Here is a 16,347-nt window from a genome sequence, read left to right as displayed (position 1 = left end):
ATGACACGGGCGGCCGCGGCAGAAGGTTCGGCGGCACGGGCGTCAACTGCCCGACAGCTACGCTGGCAGTGTGAGTGAACCGCTCGATCAGGACGTGATCGACTTCGCGCACCGGATGTTCGACCTGGCCAGGTCGGGTGCGACCGGTGAGCTGACCGCCAACGTCGACGCCGGCCTGCCGGTCGACCTGACCAACGACAAGGGCGACACGCTGCTGATGCTGGCGGCCTACCACAACCACCCGGACACGGTGGCCGCGCTGGTCGAGCGGGGCGCCGAGGTCGACCGTGCCAACGATCGCGGCCAGACCGCCCTGGGCGCGGCGGTGTTCCGCCAGTCGCCCGACTCGGTCGGCACACTGCTCGCCGCGGGTGCCGATCCGCACGCCGGCGGTCCCTCGGCGGTCGAGACGGCCCGGTTCTTTAACCTGCCGCGGATGGTCGAACTCCTGGAGCGCGGGAAGTGAAGGAGATCGAGATCCGCGGCGACATGATCCGGCTCGGGCAGTTCCTCAAGCTGGCGAACGTCCTGGAGTCCGGCGGGGAGAGCAAGGAAGTCATCCTCGAGGGCGAGGTCACCGTCAACGGCGAGGTGGAGACGCGCCGCGGGCGGCAGTTGCGCCGCGGCGACGTCGTGCGGCTGCTGGGCGAGACCCTCAGAGTGCGCTAGCCGGCAGGGCGTTGGCGACGGAACGGTACGCCCGGAGCCTGTCGAGCGGAAGATCGAAGAGGGCCATGCGGGTGAGCGTCGTGCCCGTTACTCAGGAAGTTCCCAGCCCGATTGCGGGTGCGACCCAGGTCCGGCCGTCATTCTTGCAGTGTGACCGGCGCCGGAAGCCGGAAGCCTCCCTGGATGGTCCACCGGCGCACGGTCACGCCAAAGGCTTTGCGCCACAACACGTTGCCGAGCTGGGGTGGTCAGCGGGGGGCAACGGTGATGCGGTCGAGGTCGGGACACCGCCTGCCGGGGGTGTTCCCGGCCTCGATCGTGTTGGTGCCCGCGTCGAGCTCGGAGGGTGATCGTCACGGTCGCGACCCCGTCCCGGGCGCCGCTCGCCGGCTACGACACCTGCCGCCGGATCACCACCCGGGAGGGGCCGTTCGACCAGCCTCGGTGTCCCCGCTCCGGCACAGCGGCCGGACCGGGGGAGCGGGGTCAGGGAGTCAGGACCACCTTGCCGCGCACGTGGCCCGACTCGACCAGGCGGTGCGCGTCGGCCGCCTCGGCGAGCGGCAGCTCACGGTGCAGGTTGACCCGTAGCCGGCCCTTGTCGGCCAGGTCGGCCAGCCAGCGCAGGCCGTCGGCGTCGGGCTCCGGCGCGACGAACCGGCCGCCGCCGTCCGTGATCCGCTGCCCCTCCACGGTCGACACCGCCCGCGCCGGGTCCTTCACCTGCTGCAAGGCCTGCTCCGTCGCCGCGCCACCGCGCAGGTCGAGTGCCACGTCGACCGGCTCGGCGGGGGTCTCGACCGGCTCGGCGCCCAACTCGCGTAGAAACTCGTGGTCGGTGTCCGGCGCGGTGCCGAGTACCCGTTCCGCGCCGAGCGCCCGTGCGATCTGCACCGCGAAGTGCCCGACGCCGCCGGCGGCACCGTGCACGAGCACCACGTCACCCTCCCCGGTACCGGCGGCGCGCAGCGCCTGGAGTGCGGTGAGCGCGGCCAGCGGTACCGCCGCCGCTTCCACGAAACTCAGCGCGGCGGGCTTGTGCGCGGCGTCCCGCTCGGCCACCGCGGCCCGCTCGGCGTAGGTGCTCTGTGCGCAGGCGTAGACCTCGTCACCGACGACGAAGTTCTGAACCTGCGGCCCGGTGGCGACCACCACGCCGGCGACGTCCCAGCCCGGGATCTCGCCGCCGCTGAGACGCGGGTCCGCGGGGTTGACGCCGGCCGCCCGCACGTCGACGAGGATCTGGTCGGGGCCGATCTGCGGGTCGGGCAGGTCTTGGAGGGAAAAACTCTGGAGGGACTCTCCGCCGGCATCGCCGTGCTCGGTCAGCGTGATGGCCTTCATGCCTCCATGTCTAGCGTCGCGGGTACCCGCGTGCAGGCGGATATGGCCATGCCGATCGAGGTCAGGTGGGTGATCCCGGGTAGGAGGGCGCTCCGGCCGGGTCCGGCGGCGGCGAACCGGGTGCCGGGGAACCGGCCCGCCGCGGCGGCGCCGATCTCCTCGGCCGGCCGCTTGACCGTCGTGAGCGGCGGCTGGACGAACGAGGCCACCAGAGACTCTGGTGTGACCTGTGTGAATCTCCTAGCCTGCTGTGATGCGTGACTGGATTTCCGTCCTCGTGGCGGTGCTCGGCGTGCTCCTGGTGCTCGCCGGCGCCACCCTCATCGTGATGCGCGCGCTGTCCACGTCGACGCCGGCTCCGGCGGGACACGCGCCCGTCGACTCGGAGTCGACCACCGCCGAGGTGCCCGCGGTACCCCCCGCCGCGGCCCCCGTCCGCGCCAGGCTCATCGATGCGGTCAAGAGCCCGGCGCCGGCAGACCGGCTGATCTTCTGGGGCATCGTCCTGTTGGTCCTGGCAGCGATCGCGGCCGGCGCCATCTCGTTCTCGCTGGGCGCCGAAGGCGGCGCGCCGGCCCCGACACGCTAGACCGCACGCCCCCAGCGCATTCGCCCCCGGGAGGGCAGACTATTCTGCCTCCGAGGTGACGTGATGATCGCGCAGGTGATCGGGCGGGCACCTCGCGGAGCTGGCTCGCCAGCTTGTTCAACAGCCTCAGGAGGCCTTTCGTGACCACCGTTGCGCCAAAGCCGATCGTCACCAGGCCTTGGCCGGTGCACAAGCCGGTCAAGGGCTCGGCGTTCGCTCGGCTGTTGCGGACCACGGACGCCAAGCAGATCGGCTTGATGTACCTCACCACGTCGTTCGTGTTCTTCATGATCGGCGGGTTCATGGCGCTGCTGATGCGCGCCGAGCTGGCCCGGCCGGGTCTGCAGTTCCTGTCGCCCGAGCAGTACAACCAGCTTTTCACGATGCACGGCACGATCATGCTGCTGTTCTTCGCGACGCCGATCGTGTTCGCGTTCGCGAACTACATCACACCGCTGCAGATCGGCGCGCCGGACGTCTCGTTTCCGCGACTGAACTCGTTCGCCTACTGGCTCTACGCCTTCGGCGGCTCGATCACGCTGATCGGTTTCATCACGCCGGGTGGCGCGGCCGACTTCGGTTGGTTCGCCTACGCGCCGCTGAACAGCATCATCCACTCGCCCGGCGTCGGCGCCGACCTGTGGATCGTCGGCCTGGTCCTGTCCGGTCTGGGCACCATCCTGGGCGCCGTCAACATGATCACCACGATCCTGACGCTGCGCGCCCCGGGCATGACCATGTTCCGGATGCCGATGTTCACCTGGAACATCCTGGTCACCAGCGTCCTGGTGATCATGGTCTTCCCGATCCTCGCCGCCGCCCTGCTGGCGCTCGAGGCCGACCGCCGCCTCGGTGCGCACGTCTACGACGCCTCGACCGGCGGCGCGATGCTCTGGCAGCACCTGTTCTGGTTCTTCGGCCACCCCGAGGTGTACATCGTGGCGCTGCCGTTCTTCGGCATCATCACCGAGATCATCCCGGTCTTCAGCCGCAAGCCGGTCTTCGGCTACAAGGGCCTCGTCGGCGCGACCATCTCGATCGGCGCCCTGTCGATGAGCGTGTGGGCGCACCACATGTTCGCGACCGGTCAGGTCCTCATGCCGTTCTTCTCGTTCCTGAGTTTCGTCATCGCCGTGCCGACCGGCATGAAGTTCTTCAACTGGATCGGCACCATGTGGCGCGGCCAGATCACCTTCGAGACGCCGATGCTCTTCGCCATCGGCTTCCTGGTGACCTTCCTCTTCGGCGGCCTCTCGGGCGTGCTGCTCGCCAGCCCGCCGATCGACTTCCACGTTTCGGACACGTATTTCGTGGTGGCTCACTTCCACTACGTGCTCTTCGGCACGATCGTGTTCGCGGTGTACGCCGGCATCTACTTCTGGTTCCCGAAGATGACCGGCCGGATGCTCGACGAGCGCCTCGGCAAGATTCACTTCTGGCTCACCACGATCGGCTTCCACACCACATTCCTCGTCCAGCACTGGCTCGGCACCCAGGGCATGCCCCGCCGGTACGCCGACTACCTGGACACCGACGGCTTCGCCGCGCTGAACATGATCTCGACGATCGGCTCGTTCATCACCGGCATCTCGACCCTGCCGTTCCTGTGGAACGTCTGGAAGTCGTACAAGGCGGGCCGCGTGGTCGAGGTCAACGACCCGTGGGGCCACGGCATGTCCCTGGAGTGGGCGACCTCCTGCCCGCCCCCGCTGCGCAACTTCGACAGCATGCCGCGCATCCGCTCGGAGCGCCCGGCCTTCGACGCCCGCTACCCGGCACACGCTCCCGGCCACTCGCTGGACGCCCCGCCTCCGGGCGGCGCCCGCCCGCTGACCCACGAGGCCGACGGCGGCGCGACCTACAGGGAACAGCGCTAGCGCCGCCTGTGCGGCACGTCGAACGCCCCCGGGCCTGGAGACCAGGCCCGGGGGCGTTCGACGTGCCGCACCGTCTCCCGGGCCACCGTCCCGGCTCCCCGGGTGCCGCGCCCGCGTCGGCGTGGCCCGGCGCCGGCTGAGCGGTCGCCTGTCGACCCCGGTGTTGCGCTACCGGACGGTGACGCACAGTCGTGCGGGTGGTGTCTCTCGCTCATGCTCGCCGCCGGACCCGGGATGGCGGGTTCCGGGCCGGGCGACTCCATGACAGATCATGGGAAAGATGTGGCTACCCCGATAGCCATATCTTTCCCATGATCATGAGGTCGAGCGGCGCGGCGGCGGGTTGCGCCGCAGGCGCGACGGCGGCACGCCTCGGCGGCGACATCTCACGAGCTCGGCGCCCGAATTGTCGGTCTTGGCAGGGTTGACCGGGGCCGTTGGGCTGAACTTCGCGGCCTTGCCGTCTGGCAGTGCGAAGACGTCCAGACCATGAACCCGAATCGGTGTCAACCACAACGCGTCGAGATGCCCGGATTGGCCGGATGCGCCTCGGGTTGATTCATGATCGCGGAGCTATGACGGCCTGGAACCCCGCAGAAAACTCCGATCTGTTAAGGCCGCGGCGGAGCGCTGCCAGCCGAGGCGTAAGAGGTGCCTGGCGGGGCTGGACGTGTCACGTGGGTCAGCCGGCCAGCCATGTGGGCGGGTGGCGCGACGGGGAGGCGACACGGGCCGGGGTGTGGTCACGAGGCTGGGGCCGTGTGTCGGCCAAGGCCTGCGGTCCGGCGCGGCGGTGTCCCGATGCTCTTGGGAGCGCCTCCGAGTGCAGGTGGAGGCGCTCCCAAGAGCGAACCGCAAGAGCCACTCAAATGCGTCGATGCCATGAACCCGAAAGGTGGAACGGATGAAGAGTGATCTATGCGTCAGGCGGGCTGGGTCACTCCGCGTTCGCGAGGCTGGGGCAACCGGCCCGAGACGGTGCCGGGTGGGATCGGCACGCCGAGGATGTCGCTGACACCCACCACGGCGAACAGACGTGCGATGAACGGGTTGGGGCGGCGGATGTCGAGCTTGACGCCCATGCTGTGACAGATGCGCTTGGCTACGACAAGGGTGCCGATCCCGGTGGAGTCGAGGAAGGTGACCTTCGCAAGATCGATGACGAGCAGGTCGATACTTCCGTCGAGCACTGAGCTCACTGCGTTACGGAGCTCCTGAGCGGTCTCATAGTCGATTTCGCCACTCAGTGTCAGCAATGCCTCGCGCTGATCCGAAGGGCGAGTCTCGATCGACAACTTCACGTGACCCTCCTGGTGCTGAGCCGTCCACCATGGACGACCCTTCGAGGTCCCGCAAGCGTAGCGAAATCTTGCCTCTTTCGCCACGCTCCGTGTAGGTGCTCCTTACGTTGTGACGTGAGAAGTCCTCACATCGTTCGCGGAACCGCTTGCCCGCATGACGGTACACGCCGCTTGTTACACAGCAAGTCCAACCACGTGCCATCCGCCGGTTGGTCAACCCTCGGCAACGACCGGTTCACCCACAAGGTTCACCCCGGCCTTCCGTAGGGTGACCAGGGCCATCGAGGTCGTGGTAGGTGCGACACCGGCCGTGAGGTCGAGCAACACGGTCGTAACGAAACCCTCACGTGCCGCGTCCATGGCGGTCGCCAGCACGCAGTGGTCGGTCGCGATGCCGACCACGTCGACGTCGGTCACCGCACGCTCGCGCAGCCACGACGCCAGGCCGACGCCGTCGGCCGTGCCCTCGAAGCCCGAGTACGCCGCCTCGTACGCACCCTTCTCGAAGACCGCCTCGATCCGCGACGTGTCCAGCGCCGGGTGGAAGTCGACGCCGCCGGTGCCGACCACGCAGTGTTTCGGCCAGGTCGCGACGTAGTCGGGCTGCGCCGAGAAGTGTGGGCCAGGGTCGATGTGGTGGTCCTGCGTCGCCACGACGTGCTCCCACGACGTGGATGACGGAGCCGTCGACGCCAGCACCTCGGTGATCGCGGCGGCCACCGAGGCGCCACCGGCGACGGCCAGCGAGCCGCCCTCGCAGAAGTCGTTCTGCACGTCGACGATGATCAACGCCCGGGTCATGCGGAGCCTCCTAGCATCGTGACCGGAACCGCCGGGTCGCCGGCGGAGAGCTTGAGCCCCTCCCACGGGATCGAGATGAGGCACTGGCGCAGGTGCTCACGGGAGTCGTGCAGCGTCGGCAGGTCGGGCACGGGCACGCCGTCGCGCAGGAACGCCCGCTGCAGCAGCCGGTCGTGCGGCTCGGGGGCGGGTGCGCCGAGCGAGACGACAACCTCCTCGGTGGCGGTGCCGGTGGGCTTGTGCCGCCGCACCGCCGTCTTCCGCCCGCCGACCGTGGCCTTGTGCTCCGACCGCTTCACCACCGGACGGCCGTCAACCTCGACCAGCTTGTAGACCAGTCCGGCGGTCGGCGCGCCCGAACCCACGACAACCGCGGTGCCGGCGCCGTACGCGTCGACGGGCTCGGCGGCCAGGGCGGCGATGGCGTATTCGTCGAGGTCGCCCGACACGATGATCTGTGTGTCGGTGGCGCCGAGGGAGTCGAGCAGCGCCCGCGACTCCGAGGCGAGCACCGACAGGTCGCCCGAGTCGATGCGGACGGCCCGCAGGTCCGACCCGGCGACGGCGATCGCGTTGCGGATGCCCTGCGCGATGTCGTACGTGTCGACGAGCAGCGTCGTCTGCTTGCCCAGCGCCGCCACCTGGGAGGCGAACGCGGCCTGCTCCGAGTCGTGCAGCAGCGTGAACGCGTGGGCCGCGGTGCCGGTGGTCGGGATACCGTACCGCCGGCCGGCCTCGAGGTTCGACGTGAACGCGAACCCGGCCAGGTAGGCGGCCCGGGCGGCGGCGACGGCCGCCTCCTCGTGCGTCCGCCGGGAGCCCATCTCGATGACCGAGCGCCCGCGCGCGGCGGTCACCATGCGGGCGGCGGCGGCCGCGATAGCGCTGTCGTGGTTGAGCACCGAGAGCACCAGTGTCTCCAGGGCCACACACTCGGCGAACGTGCCGCTCACGGTGAGGATCGGCGAACCGGGAAAGAACAGTTCCCCCTCGGCGTAGCCGTCGATGTCGCCGGAGAAGCGGTAGCCGGCGAGCCACCGCGCGGTCGCCCGGTCGACGACGCCGCGCTCGGTGAGGAACGCGACGTCCTCCTCCGAGAAGCGGAAGTCGGCGATGAGCGACGGCAGGCGGCCGGTGCCGGCGACCACGCCGTAGCGGCGGCCGGTCGGCAGGCGGCGTGCGAAGACCTCGAACACGCAACGCCGGTCGGCGGTGCCGTCACGCAGCGCCGCCGACAGCATCGTCAGCTCGTAATGGTCGGTCAGCAGCGAGCTTGTGGTCACACCGCCAACCCTATTCCACCCCGGATAGGACCCCTGTCACTCCTCCGGCGGCAGGGACCGCAGCGCGGCCGCCAGTTCGGCGCGCCCGGTGACGCCGAGCTTGGCGTACACCCGCATCAAATGGTTGTCGACGGTACGGGAGGACAGGTATAGCTGGTCGGCGATCTCCTTCGACGGCACGCCGGCGGCGGCGAGCTTGGCGATCTGCCGCTCCCGGCCGGTGAGCATCGGCTGCGGTACGACCAGCGCCGGCGTCGCCGCGAGCTGGCACTCGGCCCGCAGCTCGGCGAGGCGCTGCGCCGCGCGCGGGGTCTGCGGCGAACGGATGCTCCGCAGCAGCGTGACGGCCCCGGCGGCGGCCTCCGCGGCGAAGAGGTTCAGCTCCATCTCCGCGAGCTCCTCGGCGACGGCCAGCAGGCTGCCACCGTCCTCCTCGGCGATGGCGCTCACGTGCCACGCGATCGCCGGCGCGAGCCGGCCCTCGACCGTCTGCCCGAGCACGCCGAGCCGCTCGTGGACCTCGGCGGCGAAACCGAGCCGGCCGAGGTGGTAGAGCGCGAACATCTCGTGCGCGGCGAAGCCGTCGCTGCGGTTGCGGGCGGCCAGCAGGCGCAGCACCTCGGCGGCGGTGGGAATGTCGCCGGAGGCCACCGCGACCCACGCCCGGGCCTCCTCCAGCCAGGGGTACAGCACCTCCATCGAGTGGTAGTGCGCCCGCTCGGCCTCGGCGAAGGCCGCGGTGGCGGCCGCCGCGTCGCCGCAGAGGGCCGCGATGTGCGCCCGCTCGGCGTGCGCGAGCGCGACGAAGATCCGGCCGGTGGCCAGCGCCGCGCTCGCCTGGCTGGCCGCCCGGCCGGCCTCCTGGAGACGGCCGCGCAGCCGGGCGGCCTGGGCCCGGACGATCTGGAGATAACCGGAGCCGAGCAGGAAGTTGCCCGCGTCGGCCATGCCGGCGAACTCGGCGGCGACGATCGCGTCGACGGCCTCGAGGTCGGCGGCGAGGATCATCGCCGTGCCGCGGGCCAGTTCGACGCCGAGCTGAATGTACGGCACCTCGGCCCGCCACTGGGCGGCGTCGGCGTCGAGTGCGGCCATCGCCTTCACCGTCTGCACCGGGGCGCCGCGCATCGCCTGGAGGTGGCCCATGATGCTGCGGGCCAGCGCGCGGGGGCCCGGGGCGCTGGCCGGGCTGTCCAGCACGGTCCGGGCCAGGGTCAGGGCCTGGCCGGAGTCGCCGCGGTGCAGCCGCATGGTGGACTCGACGGCCAAGGCGAGCGAGCGCTCCCGCAGGTCGGTGAGCTTCTGCGCCTGCCGGTCGAGCTCGTCGACGGTCGTCGGGTCGCCGAGGCCCCAGTGCGAGGTGATGTGCCGGACGGCGAGCCAGCGGCTGCGCTGCGCCTCGTCGATGATCTGGTCCTCGTTCTCGTCGAGGATCCGCGCGCCCTCCTCGGGGCAGTTGGCGAACATCAGGATCGTCGCGAGCGTCTCGGCCGCGTCGAATCCGCCGCCCGCCGCGACGGCGGCCTTGCCGAGCCGCATCGCGAGGGCCATGTCGTACGTCGCGAACGCGAGGCGGCAGGCGTTGAGCAGTTGCACCGGGTCACGCGCGGTGTCGCTGTCGAGCCGCCACACCGCGACCCGCAGCAGGTCGTCACGGCGCCGGGCGCCGCTGTCCTCGACGAGCGTGGCGAGCTGGTCCAGCAGCCGGCGGAACCGGGTGACCGGGCAGCGGCGGCGGACGACCTCGCCGTACAGCGGATGGGCCAGATGGACCGTGGTGCGCCGGTCCTCGACCACGACCCGGATGAGCTGCCGCTCCTCGGCTGTCTCCACGGTGGCCAGGTCGGTCGCGTTGACCAGCAGCGGCAGGCCGATCGGCTCGCCGAAGGCGACCAGCTCGAGCACCGCCCGCTCCTGCGGGGTGAGCTTGCCGATGCGCGCGTCGACCACCTCGGTCAGCGTCGGCGCCAGGTCGACCTTGCCGGTCCACCGCTGCATGCCGTAGCTCTCGATGACCTCGCCGGCGGAGTGCGCGGCGATCACCAGCTCGCGCAGCAGCAGGGCGTTGCCCTGGGAGAGCTGCCAGAGCCGATCGACGGACGCCGAGTCGACCGGGCCGCCGAGCACCTGCTGGAGCAGGTCGGAGGTCTCCTGGAGGGTCAGCGGGCTGAGCTCGAACCGCTCGACCAGGTCGTCCTTCCACAGGGCGCTGATCGGATCGTGGACCGGCTCGCCGGTGCGGACCGTGCCGATGACCGTCGCGTTCTCGGAGCGGGCCACGTAGTAGACCAGTGCCGCCGACAGCGGGTCGAGCAGGTGGGCGTCGTCGATCGCCACGACGATCGGCCGGCCGGCCGCCTGCCGGTGCAGTGCGTCGACCGCCCAGCGCAGCAGCCCGGCGGGCGAGCCGCCCGCGGGTTGGTCGGGCGGCAGCACCTGGGCCAGTCCGCCGAGGGGGAGTCCGGCCGTCGCGGCGTTGGCGGTCGCCGTCCAGACGGCGAGTCTGTCCTGGTCAAGGGCGTTGACGCCTTCTCTTGGCAATCGACTCTTGCCGATTCCGGGCGGTCCGCCGAGAATCAGACCGCGACCGGTCGAACCGGATGCGGCCTCGGCGACTCGGATCAGCTCTGCGTTTCGACCGACGAAGCTCCAGGGAGGCACGGTCGCAGCATATCGATAGGTTGATTACTGCGAGTACCAGCGGAAGCGACAACTTGAGTAAGGCGTTCGGATTCAGTTGAGTAGCAGTCACCCTGCTGTCGTAAGTGCACGTTCACGTAGCGTTCCGATGCCGCTCGCGGATCGGTCCGCATTGCGTGCGGAAGGTACATCCCGGGCGCGCACAAGGAGGTCACACATGGGGTCTGGACTCATGCAGGCACCGCTGATCGATCTGAGTGTCACGACGCCCGGCGCCGAGGTGACGACCGGCAGTCCGGCGTCCGCGATGCCGATCCGCGGCAGCCGCCATCGGCGGATGTCATCCCAGGCCCGACCGGCGCCGGGGCCGCGGTCCTGCGTCGTGGTCGCCGGCTCCCCGTCGAGCGGGAAGACCGCCCTGGTCGACGCGCTGATCTGCCGTACCGCGCAGGACGACGTGCCGGCGGGGGACGGCTGGCGCGTGTTCCGCCACGGCGAGGAGCCCGGCGTGCAGGCGTTCGTGCCGGGGCATCGCGAGCCCCGGCCGCCGGCCGCGTCGAAGAGCGGCGCCCAGCGGCCCGCCCGCCGGACCGAGATCACTCACCCGGCGGCCCTGCTCAAGCGCGTGGCCCTGGTCGACACGCCCGGCAGCGGGGGCCTGGACACCGCCAACGCCGAGATCGTCCTCGACGCCGCCGAGCACGGGCTCGGGCTGCTCTTCGTGGTCGACGCCGGCGCACCGCTGTCCCGCGCCGACCTCGACCTCCTCGCCGTCGCGGCCGAGCGGGTGGAGCGGATCGCGCTGGTGCTCACCCGCATCGACCAGCAGGACCACTGGCCCGAGATGCTCGCCACGAACCGGGCGCTGCTCGCCTCCCGCGGTCCGCGCCTGGCCACCGCATCGTGGTTCCCGGTCTCGCTCGACCCGGCCGGGATCTTCGGCGTCGCCGAGCTGCGCCACCAGCTCGAGGCCTGGTCCGACCAGCGCGCGGCCCCCACGGCCCGGCCCGCCGCGGTCGCCGCGGTGACCGTCTCGGCCGTCGGTGACACCTGGCAGGAGCGCCTCGACCGGGAGGTCGAGGCGCGCCGCCTCGCCGCGGTCCAGCAGGTCTCGATCAACCTGGCCACCATCCACGTGCGTTGCGTCCAGGAGCTCGGGTCGGGCAAGGGGTGCCCGGAGCTGCCGTATGTCCTCGACCGCGAGCTGCACGCGCTGTCCGTCCGCACGACCCGCCGGCTGCGCGCCGACACCCGCGAGGTGATCGGCGCGGTCTTCGGCGAGCTGCTCGACGAGGCGCCGGACGAGGCGATCCTGCGGCGGATCGGGGTCGCCGCCCGGCGGGCCGCCGAATCGCTGCACGACGACGGCCGGGAGCGCGACCGGGCGCTGCTGGTGACCACCACCTCGGCCGTCGCCGTGCTCACCGGCGCCGCGGCGGTCGACAACCTGTCCGCGGTGGGTGATGCCGACTGGGCCGGCGGGGCCGACGGGGTGCTGCCGCCGCTGGGCGTCGGGCTCAACGCTAGCTGTTATGCGATGTGGCAACCGAAAGCGTCACCCGGCGGGCCGCCCAAGCTGCCGGACAAGAAGGACTGTCGGCGGTGGCTGCAACACGCCCTGCGCGAGGTCGAGGTCGAGGTCGGGCATGAGCTCGGCGAGCGGTACGCCGAGCTGCGTCAGGCACTCGCCGTCATCGCTGGGGATGCGGTCGACCATGGCGTGCTGCTCGCTTGATGGCACCATGTTGGTATGGCGGCGCCGCAGGTCCTACCGATCGAAGAGACCCACGTCGAGGTTGACGAGGTGTCCCAGGCCGACCGTCCGTGGGTGACGGTGGTCTGGAACGATCCCGTCAACCTGATGAGCTACGTCACCTGGGTTCTGCAGAAGCTCTTCGGGTACAGCAAGGAAAAGGCCGAACGCCTGATGCTCGACGTGCACCACAAGGGCAAGGCGATCGTCTCCAGCGGCCCGCGTGAGCGGATGGAGTACGACGCCTCCCGTTTGCAGGCGTATGGCCTCTGGGCGACGGTGGACAAGTCGTGACGATGTTCGTGCGCTCCGGCACGGTCTGCGTGGCACGGTTCGGCCCGGCCGAGGCGGCCGTGCTCAACGAGGTCATGCTCGAGGTCGTCACCCTCCTCTCCGAGGGCTTCGACCGGACCGATCCGGTGATCGAGCGGCTGTTCCCCGACGTGTACCGCGACGACGCCGCCGCGTCGGCCGACCTGCGCCGCTACACGGAGGACGACCTCCGCTCGGCGAAACTCGAGCAGGCGGCCATGCTCCTCGACGCGCTGCCGGTGGAGGGTGGCGAGGTGGCCCTCGACGAGGAGCAGGCCGAGGCGTGGCTGCGCGCGCTGACCGACGTCCGGCTGACGCTGGGCCTGCGGCTGGGCATCATCGACGACGACGTCGACATCGAGGCCGAGCTCGACGAGGCCATCCTCAAGGACCCCACGTCTCAGCGGGTGGGTCAGCTATCCATCTATCAGTACCTGACCTATCTCCAGGAGTCTCTGGTGGGCGCACTCATGGGGTGAGGCCCGTCACGGGCAAGTCGCACCCAGGTTTCGGTAGGCTGTCAGTCGTGCTGACCATCGACGCCGCGATCCTCGACGCGATCGTTGCGCATGCCCGCCGGGACCACCCGGACGAGGCGTGCGGCATCGTCGCGGGTCCGGCGGGTTCGGACCGGCCCGTGCGGCACGTGCCGATGGAGAACGCGGCCCGCTCGATGACGTTCTACGAGTTCGACTCGAAGGAGCAACTGCGGCTGTGGCGCGAGATGGACGACGCGGACGAGGAGCCGGTCGTCGTCTACCACTCACACACCGCCACGGAGGCCTACCCCTCGCGGACCGACGTGTCCTTCGCCGGCGAGCCCAACGCGCACTACCTGCTGGTCTCGACCCGTGATCCGGTGCGGACGGAAATTCGATCGTTCCGCATCGTGGACGGAGTCATCACCGAAGAGCCAGTTCAGGTAGTTAATGCCGCCGTGGACCAGCACGCCGTCCAGTCCTACCTCTTCGGGCAGAGCCCGGCGACCGTCGACTACGAGTGTTCCGCGGGCTGACCACCTCGCCCGCAGCACCGTCCTGTCCAGTCGTCGACCGCTTCAGCTCGTACCAGAGGAGAAAACATCATGGCCATCGAGGTTCGCATCCCGACCATCCTGCGCAGCTACACCGGTGGCGCCAAGATCGTCGAGGGCGCCGGGGACACCATCGCCGACCTGCTGACCGACCTGGACACCCGCCACTCGGGGATCAAGGACCGGCTCATCACCGGGGAGGGCAACCTGCACCGCTTCGTCAACGTGTACATCAACGACGAAGACGTCCGGTTCCTCGGCGCGCTCGACGCGAAGCTCAACGACGGCGACTCCGTGACGATCCTGCCCGCCGTCGCGGGCGGCGCACTGGCGTTCGCCGCCGCCCACGCGCTGCGGGGCTGACCCCCGTGGCGCGCTACGAGTCCCTCCTCGACGCGTGCGGAAACACGCCGCTCATCGGGCTGCCGCGGCTCTCGCCGAGCCCCGAGGTCCGGCTGTGGGCGAAGCTCGAGGACCGCAACCCGACGGGGAGCGTCAAGGACCGCGTGGCGCTCTGGATGGTGAAGACGGCCGAGGAAGCCGGCCGTCTTCGCCCCGGTGACACGATCATCGAGCCGACGAGCGGCAACACCGGCATCGCCCTCGCGATGGTGGCGAAGCTGCGCGGATACCGGCTGGTGTGCGTGATGCCGGAAAACGTCTCGTCCGAGCGGACCGCACTCCTGCGCATGTACGGCGCGGAGATCATCCTCTCGCCGGCGGCCGGCGGCTCCAACCGGGCCGTGGCCGTGGCCAAGGAGATCGCCGCGGAGCACCCCGACTGGGTGATGCTCTACCAGTACGGCAACGAGGCCAACGCGCGCGCCCACTACGAGTCGACCGGGCCGGAGATCCTGCGCGACCTGCCGACGATCACGCACTTCGTGGCCGGACTCGGCACCACCGGCACCCTGATGGGCGTCGGGCGGTTCCTCCGCGAGAAGGTCGAGGACGTCGACATCATCGCCGCCGAGCCGCGCTACGGCGAGCTGGTCTACGGCCTGCGCAACCTCGACGAGGGCTATGTGCCGGAGTTGTACGACGCGACGGTGCTGACCCGCCGGTTCTCCGTCGGCACCCGCGACGCCGTGCTGCGTACCCGCCAGCTCGTCGAGGTCGAGGGGATGTTCGCCGGATTCTCCACCGGCGCCGTTCTGCACGCCGCTCTCGCGGTCGCGCACCAGGCGCTCAAGGCGGGCAAGCAGGCCGATGTGGTGTTCCTGGTCGCCGACGGCGGCTGGAAGTACCTGTCGACCGGCGCATACGGCGGCACGCTCGCCGATGCCGAGAACGCGCTCGATGGGCAGCTCTGGGCCTGACGTACCGGACCTACCACCCGGTCACGATCCAGCCGGCCACCAGGCTCACCGACGCCGCGCCGAGCAGCGCGAACGGGAGCCGGCGGCGGTGCACGCTCGCAAACGAGCCGATCGTGCACGCCAGCCCGACCAGGCCGATCACGACGACCGTCGGGGTGTACCAGGGGCGGTACTGCGCGATCAGGCCCACGAACGCCCGCAGGGCCACCGCCATGCCGCCCAGCCCCAGCGCGGCCGCCCACGCGCACACCGCGGCCAGATGGCGCGGCTCGGGAGCGGGATCGGCCTCGGTCGGCAGACGGAACGCGGCCGGGAGTTGCCGCCGCAGCCGCCGGGCCACCCGGGACACGTCAACGCTCACGTCCGCCTCCTCTGGTCAGATCCGCACCGGGCCGACCGACGCCTGCGGCGCGTGACCTCAGAACTCACTGCGTGCAACGACAGTGGTCGCGGATCGTGACGCTGCCCTGTCACGTTGGCGACATCTCCAGGCTGATCGTTCAGCCTCCGCTGCCAGTCCGGCGTAGGCTGCGCACGGTGACGGACCTTGCCCAGCGGCAGCAACCGGCCGGGCAGTCCCCGGCGGTCCGATCATGGGATCTATCCTCACCTGGCCGGAGTGATCCAAAGATCGGCGTGCAGACAGGAGACGGCGGGTTGAGGGCAGCATGAGGCTCACGGTTCTCGGCTGCGCCGGCAGCTTTCCCGGCCCGGAGGCCCCCTGTTCCGCCTACCTCGTGGAGGCGGAAGGCTTCCGCCTGCTCGTCGACTTCGGCCCGGGGTCCATGTCCACGCTCCAGCGGTTCTCCGGGCTCTACAACATCGACGCGATCCTCCTGACGCACCTGCACTGCGACCACATGCTCGACGCCTGCTCGTACATCGTGGCCCGGCGCTACGCGCCCTCCGGCTCGCTCCCGCCCCTGCCGGTGTACGCGCCGATCGCCGCCCCCGAGCGGATCGCCGCCGCCTACGGCGGGGAAAACGAGCCGATGACGATCAGCGACGTCTACACCTTCTACGCGCTCCAGCCGGGCAGCTTCCCGATCGGTCCGTTCCAGGTGACCGTCGACCGGGTCAACCATCCCATCGAGACCTACGGGGTGCGGATCGAGCACCAGGGCCGCGTGCTGACCTACTCGGCCGACACGGCTTCCTGCGAGGCGCTGATCCGCCTGGCCCAGGGCGCGGACCTGTTCCTGTGCGAGGCGAGCTACCTCGACGGCGCGGACAACCCGCCGGACCTCCACCTCACCGGCCGGGAGGCGGCCGAGCACGCCACCAAGGCGGGCGTGGGCAAGCTCCTGCTCACCCACCTGGTGCCGGCCTGGGTGAGTGAGGCGCTGACACTGGAGGCGGCATCGTCAGCCTTCGACGGACCCATCGAGGTTGCTCGACCCGGCGCGAGGTACGACATCTAGGCCCT

Annotated in this window: 18 protein-coding genes; 11 read left to right on the top strand and 7 right to left on the bottom strand. The window is 70.5% G+C overall.

The window, feature by feature from the left end; translation table 11 throughout:
* The first annotated feature begins 70 nt into the window (after positions 1-70).
* Positions 71-466: an ankyrin repeat domain-containing protein gene (locus Drose_RS32935; RefSeq protein ID WP_260725154.1), complete on the top strand. Its 396-nt coding sequence runs from the start codon at positions 71-73 to the stop codon at positions 464-466.
* A complete protein-coding gene (locus tag Drose_RS32930) occupies positions 463-669 on the top strand; it encodes an RNA-binding S4 domain-containing protein (RefSeq protein WP_343871078.1) in 207 nt (68 codons plus the stop codon). Before Drose_RS32935 ends, Drose_RS32930 begins: the two co-directional genes overlap by 4 nt.
* Before the next feature lie 486 nt (positions 670-1,155).
* On the opposite strand, the gene Drose_RS32925 is transcribed toward Drose_RS32930, so the two are convergent.
* Positions 1,156-2,013 (bottom strand): NADP-dependent oxidoreductase, encoded by an 858-nt coding sequence (locus Drose_RS32925; RefSeq protein ID WP_260725153.1) that lies wholly within the window; start codon positions 2,011-2,013, stop codon positions 1,156-1,158.
* The gene (locus Drose_RS32920; RefSeq protein WP_260725152.1) at positions 2,010-2,222 is read right to left on the bottom strand and encodes a hypothetical protein; all 213 of its coding nucleotides are present in this window, start codon (positions 2,220-2,222) and stop codon (positions 2,010-2,012) included. Before Drose_RS32920 ends, Drose_RS32925 begins: the two co-directional genes overlap by 4 nt.
* A gap of 44 nt (positions 2,223-2,266) precedes the next feature.
* Between Drose_RS32920 and Drose_RS32915 the strand changes: the two genes are divergently transcribed.
* Positions 2,267-2,602 carry a hypothetical protein gene (locus Drose_RS32915; protein WP_260725151.1) on the top strand — a complete coding sequence of 112 codons (336 nt, stop codon included), beginning with the start codon at positions 2,267-2,269 and terminating at the stop codon, positions 2,600-2,602.
* A gap of 140 nt (positions 2,603-2,742) precedes the next feature.
* Positions 2,743-4,479, top strand: coding sequence for an aa3-type cytochrome oxidase subunit I (gene ctaD / locus Drose_RS32910; RefSeq protein ID WP_260725150.1), 1,737 nt, complete (start codon positions 2,743-2,745; stop codon positions 4,477-4,479).
* A 923-nt stretch (positions 4,480-5,402) separates the two neighbouring features.
* Here ctaD and Drose_RS32905 read toward each other — a convergent pair.
* The 4 genes from Drose_RS32905 to Drose_RS32890 form a co-directional block, all read right to left on the bottom strand.
* A complete protein-coding gene (locus Drose_RS32905) occupies positions 5,403-5,780 on the bottom strand; it encodes an STAS domain-containing protein (RefSeq protein ID WP_260725149.1) in 378 nt (125 codons plus the stop codon).
* A gap of 213 nt (positions 5,781-5,993) precedes the next feature.
* On the bottom strand, positions 5,994-6,581 hold the full coding sequence (locus Drose_RS32900) for an isochorismatase family protein (protein WP_260725148.1): 588 nt from the start codon (positions 6,579-6,581) through the stop codon (positions 5,994-5,996).
* A complete protein-coding gene (locus tag Drose_RS32895) occupies positions 6,578-7,822 on the bottom strand; it encodes a nicotinate phosphoribosyltransferase (protein ID WP_390891466.1) in 1,245 nt (414 codons plus the stop codon). The genes Drose_RS32900 and Drose_RS32895 overlap by 4 nt, the downstream gene beginning before the upstream one ends.
* Positions 7,823-7,900: 78 nt before the next feature.
* Positions 7,901-10,525 (bottom strand): LuxR C-terminal-related transcriptional regulator, encoded by a 2,625-nt coding sequence (locus Drose_RS32890; RefSeq protein WP_343871073.1) that lies wholly within the window; start codon positions 10,523-10,525, stop codon positions 7,901-7,903.
* A gap of 196 nt (positions 10,526-10,721) precedes the next feature.
* Between Drose_RS32890 and Drose_RS32885 the strand changes: the two genes are divergently transcribed.
* The 6 genes from Drose_RS32885 (at position 10,722) to Drose_RS32860 (ending at position 14,921) form a co-directional block, all read left to right on the top strand.
* Entirely contained in the window at positions 10,722-12,239 is a 1,518-nt protein-coding gene (locus Drose_RS32885) for a P-loop NTPase family protein (protein ID WP_260725145.1), read from the top strand.
* Between the two features lie 15 nt (positions 12,240-12,254).
* Positions 12,255-12,551: an ATP-dependent Clp protease adapter ClpS gene (gene clpS / locus Drose_RS32880; RefSeq protein ID WP_260725144.1), complete on the top strand. Its 297-nt coding sequence runs from the start codon at positions 12,255-12,257 to the stop codon at positions 12,549-12,551.
* 2 nt (positions 12,552-12,553) lie between these two features.
* Positions 12,554-13,048 carry a DUF2017 domain-containing protein gene (locus Drose_RS32875; RefSeq protein WP_390891465.1) on the top strand — a complete coding sequence of 165 codons (495 nt, stop codon included), beginning with the start codon at positions 12,554-12,556 and terminating at the stop codon, positions 13,046-13,048.
* 47 nt (positions 13,049-13,095) lie between these two features.
* Positions 13,096-13,584 carry a M67 family metallopeptidase gene (locus Drose_RS32870; protein ID WP_260725143.1) on the top strand — a complete coding sequence of 163 codons (489 nt, stop codon included), beginning with the start codon at positions 13,096-13,098 and terminating at the stop codon, positions 13,582-13,584.
* A 69-nt stretch (positions 13,585-13,653) separates the two neighbouring features.
* Positions 13,654-13,965: a MoaD family protein gene (locus tag Drose_RS32865; protein ID WP_260725142.1), complete on the top strand. Its 312-nt coding sequence runs from the start codon at positions 13,654-13,656 to the stop codon at positions 13,963-13,965.
* A gap of 5 nt (positions 13,966-13,970) precedes the next feature.
* The gene (locus Drose_RS32860) at positions 13,971-14,921 is read left to right on the top strand and encodes a PLP-dependent cysteine synthase family protein (protein ID WP_260725141.1); all 951 of its coding nucleotides are present in this window, start codon (positions 13,971-13,973) and stop codon (positions 14,919-14,921) included.
* 10 nt (positions 14,922-14,931) lie between these two features.
* Here Drose_RS32860 and Drose_RS32855 read toward each other — a convergent pair whose 3' ends face one another.
* On the bottom strand, positions 14,932-15,282 hold the full coding sequence (locus tag Drose_RS32855) for a hypothetical protein (protein ID WP_260725140.1): 351 nt from the start codon (positions 15,280-15,282) through the stop codon (positions 14,932-14,934).
* A 307-nt stretch (positions 15,283-15,589) separates the two neighbouring features.
* Here Drose_RS32855 and Drose_RS32850 point away from each other — a divergent pair, with 307 nt between their 5' ends.
* The gene (locus Drose_RS32850; RefSeq protein ID WP_260725139.1) at positions 15,590-16,342 is read left to right on the top strand and encodes an MBL fold metallo-hydrolase; all 753 of its coding nucleotides are present in this window, start codon (positions 15,590-15,592) and stop codon (positions 16,340-16,342) included.
* Positions 16,343-16,347: the final 5 nt, after the last annotated feature.

This window comes from Dactylosporangium roseum (genome assembly GCF_025264685.1).
In the GTDB taxonomy this organism is placed as follows: domain Bacteria; phylum Actinomycetota; class Actinomycetes; order Mycobacteriales; family Micromonosporaceae; genus Dactylosporangium; species Dactylosporangium roseum.
Note: the sequence above shows the minus strand (reverse complement) of the source record. Positions and strands in the feature narration are given on the sequence as shown.